Source organism: Corynebacterium sp., from assembly GCF_030538285.1.
In the GTDB taxonomy this organism is placed as follows: domain Bacteria; phylum Actinomycetota; class Actinomycetes; order Mycobacteriales; family Mycobacteriaceae; genus Corynebacterium.
In genome coordinates, this window is record NZ_JAUNUG010000001.1 from 32,900 (window position 1) to 49,243 (window position 16,344).

Annotated in this window: 9 protein-coding genes; 5 read left to right on the forward strand and 4 right to left on the reverse strand. The window is 66.8% G+C overall.

All coding sequences use genetic code 11. The annotated features are described in order from the left end of the window. Positions 1 to 17: 17 nt before the first annotated feature. From Q4G50_RS00175 to Q4G50_RS00195, 5 genes are all read left to right on the forward strand, one after another. The gene (locus tag Q4G50_RS00175) at positions 18 to 620 is read left to right on the forward strand and encodes a hypothetical protein (protein WP_303375620.1); all 603 of its coding nucleotides are present in this window, start codon (positions 18 to 20) and stop codon (positions 618 to 620) included. Continuing rightward, a complete protein-coding gene (locus tag Q4G50_RS00180; RefSeq protein ID WP_303375621.1) occupies positions 617 to 1,480 on the forward strand; it encodes a PrsW family intramembrane metalloprotease in 864 nt (287 codons plus the stop codon). Before Q4G50_RS00175 ends, Q4G50_RS00180 begins: the two co-directional genes overlap by 4 nt. A gap of 88 nt (positions 1,481 to 1,568) precedes the next feature. Further along, entirely contained in the window at positions 1,569 to 6,029 is a 4,461-nt protein-coding gene (gltB, locus tag Q4G50_RS00185; RefSeq protein WP_303375622.1) for a glutamate synthase large subunit, read from the forward strand. Further along, entirely contained in the window at positions 6,022 to 7,446 is a 1,425-nt protein-coding gene (locus Q4G50_RS00190) for a glutamate synthase subunit beta (protein WP_303375623.1), read from the forward strand. The genes gltB and Q4G50_RS00190 overlap by 8 nt, the downstream gene beginning before the upstream one ends. A gap of 181 nt (positions 7,447 to 7,627) precedes the next feature. After that, a complete protein-coding gene (locus tag Q4G50_RS00195) occupies positions 7,628 to 8,596 on the forward strand; it encodes a hypothetical protein (protein ID WP_303375624.1) in 969 nt (322 codons plus the stop codon). 82 nt (positions 8,597 to 8,678) lie between these two features. Here Q4G50_RS00195 and Q4G50_RS00200 read toward each other — a convergent pair whose 3' ends face one another. Genes Q4G50_RS00200 through Q4G50_RS00215 form a run of 4 tightly spaced genes read right to left on the reverse strand, consistent with a single transcriptional unit; the run spans position 8,679 to position 16,277 of the window. Next, on the reverse strand, positions 8,679 to 12,068 hold the full coding sequence (locus Q4G50_RS00200) for an arabinosyltransferase domain-containing protein (RefSeq protein ID WP_303375625.1): 3,390 nt from the start codon (positions 12,066 to 12,068) through the stop codon (positions 8,679 to 8,681). 16 nt (positions 12,069 to 12,084) lie between these two features. After that, positions 12,085 to 14,085 carry a galactan 5-O-arabinofuranosyltransferase gene (locus Q4G50_RS00205; protein ID WP_303375626.1) on the reverse strand — a complete coding sequence of 667 codons (2,001 nt, stop codon included), beginning with the start codon at positions 14,083 to 14,085 and terminating at the stop codon, positions 12,085 to 12,087. 2 nt (positions 14,086 to 14,087) lie between these two features. After that, positions 14,088 to 14,849: a decaprenylphospho-beta-D-erythro-pentofuranosid-2-ulose 2-reductase gene (locus tag Q4G50_RS00210; protein WP_303375627.1), complete on the reverse strand. Its 762-nt coding sequence runs from the start codon at positions 14,847 to 14,849 to the stop codon at positions 14,088 to 14,090. A gap of 12 nt (positions 14,850 to 14,861) precedes the next feature. Beyond that, positions 14,862 to 16,277 carry an FAD-binding oxidoreductase gene (locus tag Q4G50_RS00215; RefSeq protein ID WP_303375628.1) on the reverse strand — a complete coding sequence of 472 codons (1,416 nt, stop codon included), beginning with the start codon at positions 16,275 to 16,277 and terminating at the stop codon, positions 14,862 to 14,864. Positions 16,278 to 16,344: the final 67 nt, after the last annotated feature.

Here is a 16,344-nt window from a genome sequence, read left to right on the forward strand (position 1 = left end):
CACTAGTCTGGGGAGTCATGACCCTTTATCGTCTCCAGCCGGATCGTGACCGGCGCTGGTGGCTGGCCCTGTTCGGGATCACCGCCGCCATCCTGCTGCTGCCGGCGATGCTGCTCCCGGTCGTGCCCGCGCGCGAGGTCTCCGAACGTGTGGTCCTCGGCGGGGAAAACTGGGAGGTTCCACTGGACATGGAATGCCGCCCCGCGACGGATGTGCTGCTTTCCGGCTGGTCCTGCGGCGATTTGCAGGTGCAGACCATCCTCGTGGAGGGCGGTGAAGATCCCGACCGCACCCTGCGCCGCATGATGCGCGCCATGCTCATGTTCCCGCCGCCGCAGGATGCGGAGATCCTCAAGGAAGGCGACGCCAGGATGCTTATCGACGACGCCACCCGGTCCGTCGGCCTCTCCCTGGAAGGCACCGGTGAGCGCGAGGGTCTGACGATTGTCACCGTCCTCACCGGACCGGGCACCGCGATCTCCCCGGTGGCTGATGACGTATGGCACGAGTACGCCGGCCGCGGTCTGCCGGAGATTGTCCGTTCAGCAATTGAGGCGCCGCCCCGCGGGACGGATGAGGGCTTCCGTCTCCCCTTTGAACCGGAGGTATTGACAGCATGAGCACGATTTTTCGGGTGAGTGCCCTGCTCGGCACCATCACCGGGGCGCCGGTGCTGCTCTACTTCCTGGCGACCAATTTCCTTTTCTCCTGGGTCGGGGCGCTCATGGGCCTGGGCTTTGCGGTGCTCTACCTCGTCGTGGTGCTGTGGTTGCTCTCGCGTTCGCCGATGTGGCCGCAGCGCAACGGGGCCGGGTGGAAGTGGGTGCTGGCCTCACTGATTTGGGGCGGCGGGGTGAGCTTTGTGCTGGTCATGATCGGCGGGCTGCCCATCACCATCCTCACTGAGCGGTTGGGTTGGAAACTGGTGTCGGCCTCTTTCGGTGGGGCGTATCCGGAGGAGATCGCCAAGGTGCTCGGTGTGGGCGTCATGCTTTTTGCTTTCCGGGCTCTCAACCGACCGTGGCACGGGTTGATGACGGGTGCGCTCATTGGTCTCGGTTTCGAGGTCGCCGAGAACGTCATGTACGGCTCTTTCGGGGCGACGATGGATCCGAACTCGGATGTGGAGGGCAGCCTCTTTGTCTGGGGCGTGCGCGTGTTCGCGGGCCCCGGACTGCACATCGTGTTTTCCGCGCTGGCTGGCTGGGGGCTGGGGCAGGCGGTGTTCATGGCCGGGCGTTCCACGGCGTGGCGCGTGGGGGTGGCAGCCTGGTGGCTGTTTGTGGCCTTTGCGCTGCACTTCGCGTGGAACCTCATGTGGCCCAAGGAGATGTGGCTGCTGGTCAACTACCTGGTGGTCGCCGCGGTGATGTATCCGCTGGTCATCTGGGTATGGGTGCGTGCCCACCGGATGGCGAAGGTGGATAGCAGCTACGCCTTCAGCCCGGCCCCGGTTACCTCCGTGCAGCCTGTGGGATAAGTCACACTCGCGCAATTACCTATTGCGCGACAGGCTTCCCTGATGTTTTCTGTAGACCGATAGACAGATAACGCGAGGAGGCCGAAAAATGGCACGACTGTACAACCCAGCCCACGAGCACGACGCCTGCGGCGTGGGCTTTGTCGCGGACTTGCACGGGCGGGCGTCGAGAAGCATCGTGGACCAGGGCCTGACAATCCTCGCCAACATCGACCACCGCGGGGCCGCTGGCGCTGACCCTGACACCGGCGACGGCACCGGCATGCTCCTCCAGATTCCCGACGCCTTCTACCGCGAGGTCTCCGGCCTGGAACTCCCAGCCCCGGGGCACTACGCCACCGGCATTGCCTTCCTGCCCACCCGCCGCATGGATCTTCTCGACGCCCGCCGCGAGATCGAACTCATCGCCACCGAAGAAGGCGCACAGGTCCTCGGTTGGCGCGAGGTCCCCGTCGACCCGCGCGGCCTGGGCACCGCCGCGCGCGAGGCCATGCCCCGCTTCCAGCAGCCCTTCATCGTGGCGGAAGGCAAAGCAGGCATCGAGCTCGACCGCGTCATGTTCTTCGTGCGCAAGCGCTGCGAGCGCGAACTGGGCACCAAGCACGGTGAAAACACCGTCTATTTCCCCTCGCTGTCCGCCCGCACGATCGTGTACAAGGGCATGCTCACCACCCCGCAGCTCGGGCGCTTCTACCTCGACCTGGCCGACCGCCGCCTCACCTCCGCGATCGCTCTGGTCCACTCCCGTTTCTCCACCAACACCTTCCCGTCCTGGCCGCTGGCGCACCCCTACCGGCTGGTCGCGCACAACGGAGAGATCAACACCGTCACCGGCAACGAGAACTGGATGCGCGCCCGCGAGGCCCTCATCACCTCGGAGGCACTCGGCCCGCTCGAGCGCATCCTGCCCGTGTGCAGCCCCGGCGCCTCCGACACCGCGCGTTTCGACGAGGCGCTCGAACTCCTCCACCTCGGCGGATACTCCCTGCCACACGCCGTCGCCATGATGATCCCGCAGGCCTGGGAGCACAACCCCACCATCGACCCCGAGCTGCGGGACTTCTACGAGTACCACTCCTGCCTTATGGAACCCTGGGATGGACCCGCCGCCGTCGCGTTCACTGACGGCCAGCTCGTCGGCGCCGTCCTCGACCGTAACGGCCTGCGCCCGGGGCGTATCTGGGTGACCGCCGACGACACCGTCATCATGGCCTCGGAGGCTGGCGTCGTGCCCGTCGAGCCGAAGAGCGTGGTCAAGCGCACCCGCGTCGAGCCGGGCCGCATGTTCCTCATCGATACCGCCGCCGGGCGCATCATCCCTGACGAGGAGATCAAATCCCGCCTGGCCGCCCACGAGGACTACCGTCGCTGGATCGCCGAGAACTTCGTGCCGCTGGCCGACCTGCCGCAGACCCGCTACGAGTACATGCCGCACGAGCGTGCTGTGCTGCGCCAGCGCGTCTTCGGCATCACCGAGGAAGACGTCGAGCTCATCATCACCCCCATGGCACTCCACTCTGCTGAGGCCCTGGGCTCCATGGGGTCCGACACCCCGATCGCCGCCCTCTCCCAGCGCCCGCGGATGCTCTACGACTACTTCTCCCAGCGTTTCGCCCAGGTGACCAACCCGCCGCTGGATGCCATCCGGGAGAAGCCCGTCACCTCCATGGACACCCTGCTGGGCGCCCAGTCGGACGTGCTCAACCCCGGCCCGGAAGCCGCCCGCCGCATCCGTATCGACGGCCCCGTCCTGGACAACCACGACCTGGCCACCCTCATCCACGCCGATGACCACGGGGAGTGGACCTCCTTCCACGCTGCGGTCATTTCCGGGCTCTACTCCGTTGCCCACCACGGGCATGGCATGCGTGAAGCCATAGACCGCGTCCTGCGCGAGGTGGACAACGCCATCGCCGGCGGCGCCTCCCTCATCGTCCTCTCCGACCGCGAATCCGATGAGCGCCAGGCACCTATTCCCTCGCTCCTGCTCACCTCTGCGGTGCACCAGCACCTGGTCACCGAGCGCACCCGCACCCGCTGCTCGCTCATCATCGAATCCGGTGATGCCCGCGAGGTCCACCATCTGGCCATGCTGGTCGCCTTCGGTGCCGACGCCGTCAACCCCTACATGGCGTTTGAGACCATCGACGAGCTGCGCATGGTCGGCCAGCTCGGCGACCTCAGCCTCGATGAGGCCTGCACCAACTACGTCACGGCCGCCACAAACGGCGTGCTCAAGGTCATGTCCAAGATGGGCATCGCCACCGTCGCCTCCTACCGCGGCGCCCAGCTCGCGGACGTCACCGGCCTATCCCAAGAGCTTCTCGACGCCCACTTCGGCGGCCTCCCCTCGCCCATTGCGGGTGTCGGTCTGGACGAGCTGGCGGCGGACGTCGCCGCCCGCCACCGCTCGGCCTTCCTCCCGCGCCCCGAGGAGCTCGCCCACCGCGATCTCGACCTGGGCGGCGAGTATAAGTGGCGCCGCGAGGGCGAATACCACCTGTTCAACCCGGAGACCATTTTCAAGCTCCAGCACGCCACCCGCACCGGCCAGTACGCCATCTTCCGCGACTACACCCGCGCCGTCGATGACCAGTCCACCCGCCTGGCCACCCTGCGCGGCCTGCTGGAACTTGCCCCCGACCGCCCGCCGGTCCCCCTCGAGGAGGTCGAGCCCGTCTCCGCCATCGTCGCCCGCTTCTCGACGGGCGCGATGTCCTACGGCTCCATCTCCGCCGAGGCCCACGAGACCCTGGCTATTGCCATGAATCGCCTCGGTGCCATGTCGAACTCCGGCGAGGGCGGCGAGGACCCGGCCCGCTTCCCGGTCGAGCGGGGCGGCGACTGGAAGCGCTCCGCCATCAAGCAGGTGGCCTCCGGACGTTTCGGCGTGACCAGCCACTACCTCAACAACTGCACCGACATCCAGATCAAGATGGCCCAGGGTGCCAAGCCCGGCGAGGGCGGCCAGCTGCCCCCGGAGAAGGTGTACCCGTGGATCGCGAAGGTGCGCATCACCACCCCGCACGTCGGGCTCATCTCCCCGCCTCCGCACCACGACATCTACTCCATCGAGGACCTCGCCCAGCTCATCTTCGACCTGCGCAACGCCAACCCCGATGCCCGCATCCACGTCAAACTCGTCGCCGAGCAGGGCGTGGGCACCGTCGCGGCCGGTGTGGCCAAGGCGCACTCCGATGTCATCCTCATCTCCGGGCATGACGGCGGCACCGGCGCCTCCCCGCTCACCAGCCTCAAGCACGCCGGCGGCCCCTGGGAGCTCGGCTTGGCTGAGACCCAGCAGACCCTGTTGCTCAACGGTCTGCGCGACCGCGTCCGTGTGCAGTGCGACGGTCAGCTGAAGACCGGCCGCGACGTCATCATCGCCGCCCTGCTCGGGGCCGAGGAGTTTGGTTTCGCTACCGCCCCGCTCGTCGTGGAGGGCTGCATCATGATGCGCGTCTGCCACCTGGACACCTGCCCCGTTGGCATCGCCACCCAGAACCCCGACTTGCGCGCCAAGTACACCGGCCGCGCCGAGCACGTGGTCAACTTCTTCACCTTCCTCGCCGAGGAGGTCCGCGAGTACCTCGCCGAACTGGGCTTCCGCACCCTCGACGAGGCCATCGGCCAGGCCCACCTGCTGCGACAGCGCGAATCCGCATCCCAGCTCGACCTCAGCGCCATCCTCGACATGCCCGCCGGCACCCCACGGCAGACCACCCGGCAGGACACCGGCCTGCGCGGAGTCCTCGACGAGCGCCTGCTTTTCGACGCCGAGGACACCATCGAGGCCGCCGCCCGCGGCGTCGCCAAGCGCATCGATCTGAGCTACCCGATCACCAACATCGACCGCACCGTCGGCACGATGACCGGCTCGCGTATCACCCGCGCGACCGGAGGCGCCGGGCTGCCCGCCGACACCGTCCACGTCACACTCACCGGCTCCGCCGGTAACTCCGCCGGCGCCTTCATCCCCGCCGGGCTGACCCTCAACCTCATCGGCGACGCCAACGACTTCCTGGGCAAGGGCCTGTCCGGCGGACGCATCATCCTCAGTCCGCATCCGGAGGCCCCGCCGCAGCTCACCGGGGATCAGCCGGACATCATCGCCGGCAACGTCATCGGCTTCGGTGCCACCTCCGGTGAGATCCACATCCGGGGTGCTGTCGGCGAACGCTTCTGCGTCCGCAACTCCGGGGCGACCGCGGTGGTCGAGGGCATCGGCAACCACGGCTGCGAATACATGACCGGCGGCCGCGTCATCGTCCTCGGCGAGGTCGGCGACAACTTCGCGGCTGGCATGTCCGGCGGTATCGCCTACCTCGCCCCCGTCGGCGACCTGGACCGGAAGATCAACCCGGGCCTGGTGGACGTCGAGAAGCTCTCGGAGGAGGACATCGCCTTCCTGGAGGACGCCATCGACCGCCACCGCCGGCTCACCGGATCCACCAGCCCCTGGCAGGCCCGCGACCTGGTCAAGATCATGCCCCGGGACTACAAGCGCGCACTCACCCAGCAGAAGAAGGAGGTTGCCCACCATGGCTGACCCGCACGGCTTCCAGAAATACCCCCGTACCGAACTCCCGCACCGCCCCGTACCGCTGCGGCTTATGGACTGGCAGGAGGTCACCGAGCTCGGTGATGTCACCCAGCAAGCCGCCCGCTGCATGGACTGCGGCGTGCCGTTCTGCCACTCCGGCTGCCCGCTGGGCAACATCATCCCCGAGTGGAACGACCTCGTCCGCCAGGGCCGCTGGCGCGAGGCATGGGACCGCCTGCACGCCACCAACAACTTCCCCGAGTTCACCGGCCGCGTCTGCCCGGCGCCGTGCGAGGGTGCCTGCGTGCTCGCCATCAACGACGACGCCGTGGCCATCAAGGACGTCGAAGTCGCCATCGCCGAGCACGGCTTTGCGGCCGGTTGGGCCGAGCCGGTGGTGCCCTCGCTGCGCACCGGCATGCGTGTCGCCGTCGTCGGTTCCGGGCCCGCGGGCCTGGCGGCAGCGCAGCAGCTCACGCGCGCCGGGCATGACGTGGTGGTTTTCGAGCGCGACGACGCCCCCGGTGGCCTCATGCGCTACGGCGTGCCCGAGTACAAACTCGAGGACCGCTTCCTCGACCGCCGTCTCGAGCAGATGCGTGCGGAGGGCACCCGCTTCGAGTGTGGCGTCTCTCCTTCCGCCGCTGACCTCGCGCTTTTCGACGCCACCGTCCTCGCCACCGGCACCCCCATCGCCCGCGAACTCCCCGTGCCGGGCCGTGAATTGTCCGGCATCCACCAGGCGATGGAGTACCTGCACGGTGCGGAATCTGCGTCGCGGGCGATCGACGCGCGCGGCAAGAACGTGGTCATCATCGGCGGCGGTGACACGGGCACCGACTGCTTCGGTACCGCCATGCGCCAGGGCGCAGCGAGCGTCACCCAGTTCGACATCCGCCCCCGCGCCCCGAAGACACGCGCCGCCTCCACCCCGTGGCCCATGTACCCGCTGGTGTGGCGCCTGGCCACCGCCCACGAGGAGGGCGAATACGTCGAGACCTCCGAGCGTCGCTTCTCCGTCAACACCGTGTCGTTTTCCGGTGTGGACGGGGCGGTGAGCACCATCCACGGCAATGAGGTCTCCGTGGTGGAAGGCCGGAGGGTGCCCCAGCGCGGCACCGACTTCGAGATCGACGCCGACCTCGTCCTCATCGCCCTCGGCTTCTCCGGGGCGGAGCAGGGCGGATTGCACGCCGAGCTGGGTGTGGAATTCGACGACCGCGGCCGCATCGTCCGGGACTCCCAGTACCGCTCCACAGTGCCCGGCGTGTACGTCACCGGTGACAACGGGCGCGGTCAGTCACTCATCGTGTGGGCCATCGCCGAGGGGCGCGCCGCGGCCGCCGCCGTCGACGCCGACCTCATGGGCGAGACTGCGCTGCCTGTTGCCGTGGCCCCGGGGGATGCGCCGATGGGTGTGTAGGGGTGCGACTAAGTTCGCCGGCGGAATCCCCCACGTTGGTACATTTCCACTGTGCATGTGTACAGCGAATATGCACCAACGTGGGGGAACTATCCCTCGTGGTGAATCACCTTTGGCACGCCGGGAACCTTTTGCCCCTCCGTTGAGTCCAATAGAAGGACAACTACCACGAGGGGGAACCATGAAGACCACGTACGTCAGGCAGCTTCTGGATCGCTGCGTCATCCGCGCCGACGGGTTGATCCTGCGCAGCGACCAACTGAATATGCCCGACGCTTCCAATGTCATGCGGATGCTCATCAGGCACGGGGCGATCGTGCAGATAGGGCGCGGCGCCTACGTCATCACGCAGGACTATCAGCGGCTCCGCGGGTGGGAGCGGTTCCGGCTGCAGGCCATCGGATTGGGTAACCGGAAGGGGCGGATCCTGGCGGGCTACTCGGCGGCGGAACTCCACAGGCTGTGGACCTATGATTCCGTCCCGCAAACGCACTGCCTGTACCGGCGGGCCAACGGTGCCAGGATCAAGGAGAACGGGCTGGTCACATCCCGGGAGCTGCACTTTCTCATTGATGATGACAACCATCTCCTGCTCGACGGGATCCAGGTGACCACCGTTGCGCGCACCATCGTCGACCTGCTGCGTGTGCACGGTTTCGGGGCGGGGTTCGTCGCTGCCTGCTGTGCCCTGCGGCGACACAAGATCACCGTCGCCGACCTGGAGTCGGAGCTGGAGAAGACGAACGCGCGGCTGCCCCAGGAATTGCTGCTGGGCAACGTCACCGGTGTCGTCGAATCCGCCCAGGAGGCCATGTTTCTTGCCCAGGTAGTGTTCTTCGGGGACTTCGAGGTCATTCCCCAGGTGAAGGTGAGAGGTTCCGACGGCACCGAATACCGCGTGGACTTCAAAGTCAAGGGCAGCACGGAGTACATCGAGCTCGACGGGGATGAGAAATACGGGGCGGATGCGCAGACGCAGGTGAAGTCCCTGCGGAAGGAGAAGAACCGGACGCATGAGCTGGCGCAAGAGGGCGTGGTGCCCAGGTCTTATAACTACCGGCAGGTGGTGAAGTTCCACGCATACCGGGGGACGCTCAACGCCCTGGGGTTGCCCCCGCGGCTGCACCTGCCGATGATCCACCGCAGCTAATCACCCCACGGTGGTGTATTTCCGCTGTACACATGCACAGTGGATATACACCAACGCGGGGAGCCCCGAGCCCCGAGCCCAACTAGCTCTTCGTCGAGATATTCATCTCCGAGGGCTTCCACCAGCCGGAGCGGGTGATCACCTCGTAGTCGATCTCCGCCTCAACGGGCGCCTCACCCCTGGAGTCGGTGCGCAGTTCGTAGATCTCGATGGATCCCCAGTCGCGGTGCCAGTCCTGGCGGGTGTAGCTGGGTAGCTCGTAGGAGGAGTTGACGGCTTCGGCGGTGCCCATGACGCCGCCGCCCTCGTAATCCTGGAAGGGGGTGAGGGTGGCCTTGCCCGGGTGGTCGGGGGAGATGCGGTATTCGGGGATCTCGGCGACACCGGCGTAGTGGTCGAAGGTGCGCTGGCAGGGGAACTGCAGGGCGACGGCCCAGTCGAGGAGGCCGGGCTTCTCGGAGCCAATGATGTTGTGCAATGAGTCCAACGAGGGCACGCGCGGTGGGGTGAACGCGATCCACTGGTCCGGATCGAGGCTGAGGTCGGTGGCGACGATGCGCACGACGTTGGCTTCCTCGGGCAGGGCGTCGATAGGCAGGCGCAGGTTACGCCAGGAGGGCAGGGGACCGATGTCGAGCATCTCAATCTCGTCGACGTTGCTCACGCGGCCGTTGGAGTCGCGGGTGCCGTACTCAAGGAGGAGTTCCTGGCCGTTGTGCTTCACGCCGTTGATGTCGTGGTGCTCGATGCGGCCGGCGACGGAGACGACGACGAGGGGGGCGTCCTCGGTGGCGTCGGGAAGCTCGTACCAGGAGGTGGTGATGCTGGCGGGGAACTGCTGGCCAGCAGTCCAGGAGCCGACGACGGGGACGGTCTCGTAGTCGAGGTTGAAGGGCAGGCGAGCGCGGGAGCCGTTGACGCCGACTTCGGCGCGGGTGCCGCCGGTGTTGCCGGTTTCCTGGCCGGTAGCTTCGTCGGATCCGCCGGAGTTGTCGCTGTCGGCGATGGCACCGACAGATGCGGTGGACACGCTGTCCTGGCCGATGGTGGGGGGCACGTTGTTGGCCGCGAAGCCGCGGTTGTCCTCGGATTCGAGGGATTCGCCGAGGGGGACGCCGTCGATGGGGGTGAGGAAGGAGTCGTTGGAGTTGGTCTCCACCAGCGCGTCATTGGCCAGGCTGCAGGTGTCGCCTGCCAGGGAGCGCAGGTTGCCCATGCCGACGGTGTAGCCGGGGGCCTGGTCGACAAACGCCTTGGCGAAGGAGGCCATGGAGAACAGCACGATGAGGGCGCAGGCCACGGCGATGGGGGCGGAGGCGATCCCGGTCCAGCGGGTCTTCTTCGGGGCGTGCGCCTCGGGGTCTTGTTCACCGTGGGTCTCAGCGCGGGCGGTACGGATGTCGCCGAGGAAGGACTGGATGACGCCAATGAACAGCACAGCCAGGGCGATGAAGAGCATGACGGTGGAGGATTCGATCGCCCGGAATTGGACGGTCTTGTCGAACCACGGGATGCCGTAGCTGGAGACGTACCACCAGCCGTTGATGCCGGCCAGGGAGATCGCCGTGAGGAACAGCACCGCGCCGATCATGAGGGTGCGGGCCCGCGCGGAGCGTAGCGCCAGCGCAGACAGCGCCACGGCGGCGAGGGCGGCCAGGGCTCCGGCGATGCCGGCGTACACGCCGAAGTGGTGGGTCCACTTGGTGGGCGTGAACATCATGAAGAACATGGTGCCGAAGATGATGAGGATCAGCCGCAGTGAGGGGTCCTTCGCTGCGCCGGGCACGCGGCCGTTGCGCAGGATGGCGGCGATGACGATCGCCAGGCAGAAGAACATCATGAGCACGGCGAAGCGGCGGGTGAGTGAACCGTCGACGGTCTGCTCCATGAGCGTCTGGTAGCGGACCCACTCGTCGTACCAGTTCAGGGCCGGTCCCTTGGCGGAGCGCACGCGGATCGCCTCGAGGACGGATGCGAGGGTCTGGTCGCCGAAGACTCCGATCAGGATTGCGGTACCGGCCGCGAGGAAAGGCGCGAGCATCGCGGTCACTGCAGTGACGATGCTGCTTCTCGACGCCCGCTCGTCGTTCGGTCCCCGTCCAGCCCCGAGCAGTGGGAGGCGGCGGTAGAGGATGCGGATGAGGCTCGACAGGGAGGCCAGCAGCGCGGAGACGGCCATGAGGCCGGTGGGTCCGGCACCCAGGGAGATCGTGGCCAGGATGACGCCGATGGCGGCGGGCAGCAGGCGGGAGGTGGCGATGGCGCGTTCGAAGGACGCCCAGGTGAGCACCGCGCCCATCGCGATGATCGGCTCGGGGCGGATGCCGTTGTTGTAGGGCAGCCAGAAGGCGAGGAAGACCATGGCCGCAGTCCAGTGGGCGACCTGGCGGCCGGCGATCTTCGCGCCGAGGCGGGGCAGGATCTCCCGGGACAGAACCAGCCAGATGATGATGCCGGAGATCAACGCGGGCAGGCGCATCCACACCGAGGCGGTGGACACCTGCGTCATCAGCGCCAGAAGGTCGTAGTACGGGGAGCCGAAGGGGGACTCCGGCACACCGAACCAGCGGTAGTAGTTGGCAGTGTAATCCGCACCTTCGGACACGCGCGCCATGGTGAGGATGAAGCCGTCGTCGGAGGTGTTGGCGCCGAAGATGTGCCAGAAACCGAGGATGGCGATGACCACGCCGTCCAGTGCGCGGGGCCGCCACCAGCCGACGGGCAGGAAGCGCCGGGAGGAACGGCCGTCGAGACGGTCGAGGCGGTGCAGGCCCCACAGCGAGACGAGCAGGGCCGCCAGTCCGCCGAACATGGCGACGTACTTGATGAACGTCGGCGCGGAGGTGAAGCGGGAGTTGATCTCGATGTCGGCGCGCAGGCCGGCGTCGATAAGCGGGGCCGTGTCCCCGTCCATCTCGGTGTAGACGCCGGTGATCTGCGGGCGGGCGTCTTCCTCGTCGATGGAGCCCTCGTGGCGGGTGCCCGGGATCTCCACCACCGTCTCTTCCTCGGTGGAGGTGATGCGCAGGACGGCGTCGTCGGGAAGCGCCTGCACCTCGGTTTCCGTCAATTCAAAGGGCACCTGGTTGCGTACCACCACGTCGATGCCCCCGTCCCAGGAACGGACGAACAGGCCGCGGGCGGCGGAATCGGTGGAATCCGAGGGCAGTGTCGACAACAGGAGGGATTCATTCTCCCGCAGCGCAGCCAGGGATTCGGCCACCGGCATCTCAATGTCGAGCCGCTCCGGCGCATAGGACACCAGCGGCGCGTTCACCGAGGTCAGCGAATCACCCTGGGGCCACGACACCGAGGATTGGGTCTGATTGACCGGCAGGAACGGTGTCAGCACGAACAGCAGGAAACCCAGCAGGCCCGAGATGATCGTGACGTTTCTCAGCCAGCGCGGCGCCACCTCATGGGTGGGGGTGACGGGAGCTGGCTCTCGGTGGGACACGGCAGTAGCAGACACAGAAGTGGAGTCTACGTCAGGCCGCGTCCTTTACCCGGCTCGCCACCACGAATGGCCCGATCTGGGAGGTGTGCCACAGATCCTCTGAAAAGACCTCCGGATTAAAGAAGATGCCGCGGTAACGGACATTCGGGTTGTTGGGGTAGATGTCCTCTGCCAGGTGTGACTTCCACCCAGCATCTGGGGTGTCTCCCGCCGGGGTGTCCAGGCTGCCCCGCAGGATGAAGACGTCGGGGCCATGCCACGGGGGGGCATCCAGCATGGTGAGAAATTCCTCCGGGGTGGCGGCCCAGGAACTCTCCGACCAGTAGGAGATCGCCTCGTTGCGCGCGGTGAATTCGCCCAGCGGGTTGGCGTAGTGGCTGGTAAACGCCTGGAAACCGAAGTAGGGGTGGTACGCCATGAAGTTGATCTCATCGGTGTAGACCACCGTATCGAGGGGGCCATAGCCGTGGGAACGGATCTCTTCGTCGATCTGCGGGTAGTAGCGGCCCGCGTCGGGGCCATAACGGTCGGCGCGCTCGCCGTACCCATCGGTGTCGGAGTAGGCGCGGTCGATGGCCATTTGGTTACGTACCGGGATCTGCTGCGCGTAATGCAGGCCTGCCGCGCAGAGGATCACGACCATGAGCACGGTGGTGAGGGAACGCGCCCGTTCGCTCAGCCCTTCCGGGTAGAGGCGGTCCACGCCGAGGAGGCGGATCTCCGCCAGCGCTAGGACACCCGCGGTGGCCAGCTGCAGGACGATGAGAGTGTCCACGCGGAAGCCCAGCAGGGTGGTGCCGGCCAGGGTAGCCACCATGGAGGCAACGGACCACAGGTAGAAGCCGATGAGTCCGATGGACATGCTCAGCGCATCCGAGTTGGAGCCGCGTACCACCAGCCAGATCAGTCCCATCAGGCACAGCACGCCTACGACGGACAGGGAAAGGAAAGGCACGGGCAGCTGCGCCCCGTCGACGGGTAGGTAGTGCGGGGCGGCGGAACCGTCAGTGGGGTGGCCGGTGAGGGTGAGCCATATATAGGGCCCCCACGCGATCGCGGCGATGGCCAGTGATCCGAAACCTATTGCCGCCAGGCGGACGAGGGGATTAAGGGAGCGGTAGATGAGCACAGAGAAGAATGCGCCCGCCGCGACGATCGACAGGGCAACCACGCCGGTGTAGAGCGTGTACGTCGACGCAGAAAGTCCGAGGAACACTGCGGCACCCACCAGGGCAAAGTTCGCGCCGTCGAGGCCACGCCCCGCGATGATCGTCACTGCCGGCACACCCATGGCGGCGATGGCACCATAGGGCTCCTCCGGGGCCATGACCAGTAGGATGCAGACAGTCACCAGCGCGATGCCCACCGCCACCGGCAGCGAACCGGTCAGCCGCTGCCACACGGGGACGAGCATGCAGCCCGCCGCCGCCAGGGAGATCAACGCCCACGGCTGGTAGACCTCCCAGCCAGGCATATCGAGGATTTCGGCCAGACGTCCGCCCATCCAGAACCAGCCCAGTGGGTAGTAGGTGGGCAGGTCGATGTAGTTCATGTCCTGGTTGGCCCACGTCGTGGCCATCCGGGTGAGGAACTGGGTGCGGAACCCCTGGTCAATGTGCACGCCGTCGAGGTACAGGCGGGTCGCTGACAGGGGGATCGCCGTCGTGGAGACCACGAGCGCGGCAGGAGAGAGATAGGTGACCAGGTAGGTCAGCGCCACCCGCCAGGGCGGGCGAACTGCTGCTTCTCGACGCCGCGTGGCCTTCTTTTCGTCATTAAGCCACGCGAGTACCAGCCCGCCGACCGCCAACAGCGTCACCACGGTGACTGCCGTGGACAGCGCGTAGGTCATGTTCGACGTGTTGAACGCCGGCCAGCTGGTGCGCCGCAGGATCAGCCAGGCGGCGAAGGTGAATCCAGCGCCGCCGACCACCGCGGCGAGCATCCCTAGCAGGGTGAACGCGCGGCTCGGCAGGTCAGGGTGGTACTCCTCCGTGGCGGCAGGGGCAGTGGTGGTCAGCGCTGTCGACATGCCTAGAAGGGTAGCCTGCGGAAGATCTGACGCGGGATCACGTTGAACACGGCCGACACGGCCTCGAAAGCCGGGTGGACGAAGATGATGTCCCGGCCCTTGATCACGCCGTCGAAGGTGGCCTCTGCGACCTGCTTGATATCGACGGTCAGCGGAGCCTCCTTCACACCGGCGGACATCTTGGTGCGGACCTGCCCCGGGCGCACGACCAACACCTTGGCGCCGGTGTCGCGCAGGGCCTCACCGAGCTGGGTGTAGAAGCCGTCAAGGCCGGCCTTGGAGGCGCCGTAGACGAAGTTGGAGCGGCGCACCCGCATACCCGCCACCGACGACAGGGCGACGATGGTGCCGTGGCCCTGGGCCTTGAAGCGCTGCCCGAGCAGCACACCCACCGACACGGGGCCGGTGTAGTTGATCTGTGCGGACTCGACGGCCGCGGCCTGGTCCTGCCACAGTGCCTCCTGATCGCCGAGGGTGCCGAAGGCGACGATCGCCACGTCGATGTCACCGTCGGCGAAGGCCAGGTCAATGACATCGGGGTGGGAAGCGAAGTCGGTGGCGTGGAAATCGATGACCTCCACCGACGAGGCGCCGGAGGCGCGGACCTGCTCTACGGCGGCGTCGATACGCGGCGAGTCGGCGCGCGCGGCAAGGATGACGCGGGCGGGACCGCGCTGCAGGAACTCGGCGACGATGCCGAGACCGATCTCGCTGGTGCCGCCGAGCAGCAGAATGTTCTGGGCCTGGCCCACTGCGTTGAGCATGTGATTGTTCTCCTAGTTCAGTTCGAGGCGGCGGGACATGTCGGAAGCGAAGACGCCGGTGGGGTCGATCTCGTTGCGGGTCTTCAGCCACCCCTCCATGCCGGGGTACATCTGGTGGAAGTTCTCCGCCGAGGTGCGGGACTCCTTCGCCAGGTAGAGGCGCCCGCCGAACTCCATGACGCGACGATCCAGGTCATCGAGGAACTCGTTGAGGCCCTTCTTGATGGGGAAGTCGACGCACACGTTCCAGCCCGGCATCGGGTAGGACAGCGGCGCACGGTTGCCCGGGCCGAAGAGCTTGAACACGTTGAGCGCGGAGTAGTGGCCGGAGCGCTGGATATCCCGGATGATCTCCTTGAAAGGCTCCACCGCCTCCGTCGGCACAACGAACTGGTACTGCAGGAAGCCGTTCTTGCCGTAGCCACGGTTCCACTCACCGATGAGATCCAGCGGTTGGTAGAACTGCGTGAGGTTCTGCACCTGGTCGCGATAGGTGCCTGACTTCAGCCACCACAGCTCGCCGATGGCAATCATGGAGAACTTGTTCATGGTGAAGGACGGGAAGACATCCGGCACCGTCACCAGCTGCGGGGCGTTGAACTTCAGCGGATCCTTCGCCAGCTTCGGCGCCAGCTCCTCCAGCTGCGCGAGGGTGGCTAGGGAGCCGCGGGAAATCGCCGCGCGACCCAGCTTCGGCTCCGGGGAGATCGCGTCGAACCAGGCAGAAGAGTAGGTGAAGTTGTGCTCCGAACCATCGGAGTGGAACTCCACAGTCTCGTCGAGGTTCTGGGTGAGGTCGCCGTCCGCGATGAAGTAGGCGGTCTCCGTCCGCGTCATGCGGATCCGCGCGCGCAGGATGATGCCGGTCAAGCCCATGCCGCCGACGGTCGCCCAGAACAGGGTGCCGTCCGGATCGTCCGCGGAGCCCTCCGGCTCGAGGTGCAAGACACGACCGTCGGCCACCAGCAACTCCATGGAAGCGACATGATCGCCGAAAGAGCCGGCCGAGTGGTGGTTCTTGCCGTGGATATCCGGCCCGATGGCACCACCAATGGTCACCTGGCGGGTGCCCGGCAGCACCGGGACCCACAGGCCATAGGGGAGCGCGGCCTTCATCAGCTGGTCGAGGGTGACACCGCCATCGACGTCAACGATCGCCGTATCCGGGTCGATCGAGTGGATCTTGTTCAGCGGCTGCATATCGACAACGAGCCCACCGCCATTCTGCGCCGGGTCGCCGTAGGAGCGGCCCATACCGCGGGCGATGACGCCGCGGCGCAGGTGGGCAGGCTTATCAGCATTGTCATCGGCGACCCGGGTCACCGCTTCGATGATCTTCTCGACGTCCGGCGTCGCCAGCACGTGCGCCGTCGAGGGGGCGGTACGGCCCCAGCCGGTCAGGGATGTCGGGGTGGTCTGGAGTTCCATGCCGTCCAGCCTAGCCCCCGGCTCCGACATCACAGCGGGACCCGCGCGGGGGTGAGCGGGGATGCCC

Excerpts from the sequence above, each read along its gene's own strand:
- Q4G50_RS00175 (WP_303375620.1), top strand. The coding sequence starts at position 18 with ATGACCCTTTATCGTCTCCAGCCGGATCGTGACCGGCGCTGGTGGCTG.
- Q4G50_RS00180 (WP_303375621.1), top strand. The coding sequence starts at position 617 with ATGAGCACGATTTTTCGGGTGAGTGCCCTGCTCGGCACCATCACCGGG.
- gltB (WP_303375622.1), top strand. The coding sequence starts at position 1,569 with ATGGCACGACTGTACAACCCAGCCCACGAGCACGACGCCTGCGGCGTG.
- Q4G50_RS00190 (WP_303375623.1), top strand. The coding sequence starts at position 6,022 with ATGGCTGACCCGCACGGCTTCCAGAAATACCCCCGTACCGAACTCCCG.
- Q4G50_RS00195 (WP_303375624.1), top strand. The coding sequence starts at position 7,628 with ATGAAGACCACGTACGTCAGGCAGCTTCTGGATCGCTGCGTCATCCGC.
- Q4G50_RS00205 (WP_303375626.1), bottom strand. The coding sequence starts at position 14,085 with ATGTCGACAGCGCTGACCACCACTGCCCCTGCCGCCACGGAGGAGTAC.
- Q4G50_RS00210 (WP_303375627.1), bottom strand. The coding sequence starts at position 14,849 with ATGCTCAACGCAGTGGGCCAGGCCCAGAACATTCTGCTGCTCGGCGGC.
- Q4G50_RS00215 (WP_303375628.1), bottom strand. The coding sequence starts at position 16,277 with ATGGAACTCCAGACCACCCCGACATCCCTGACCGGCTGGGGCCGTACC.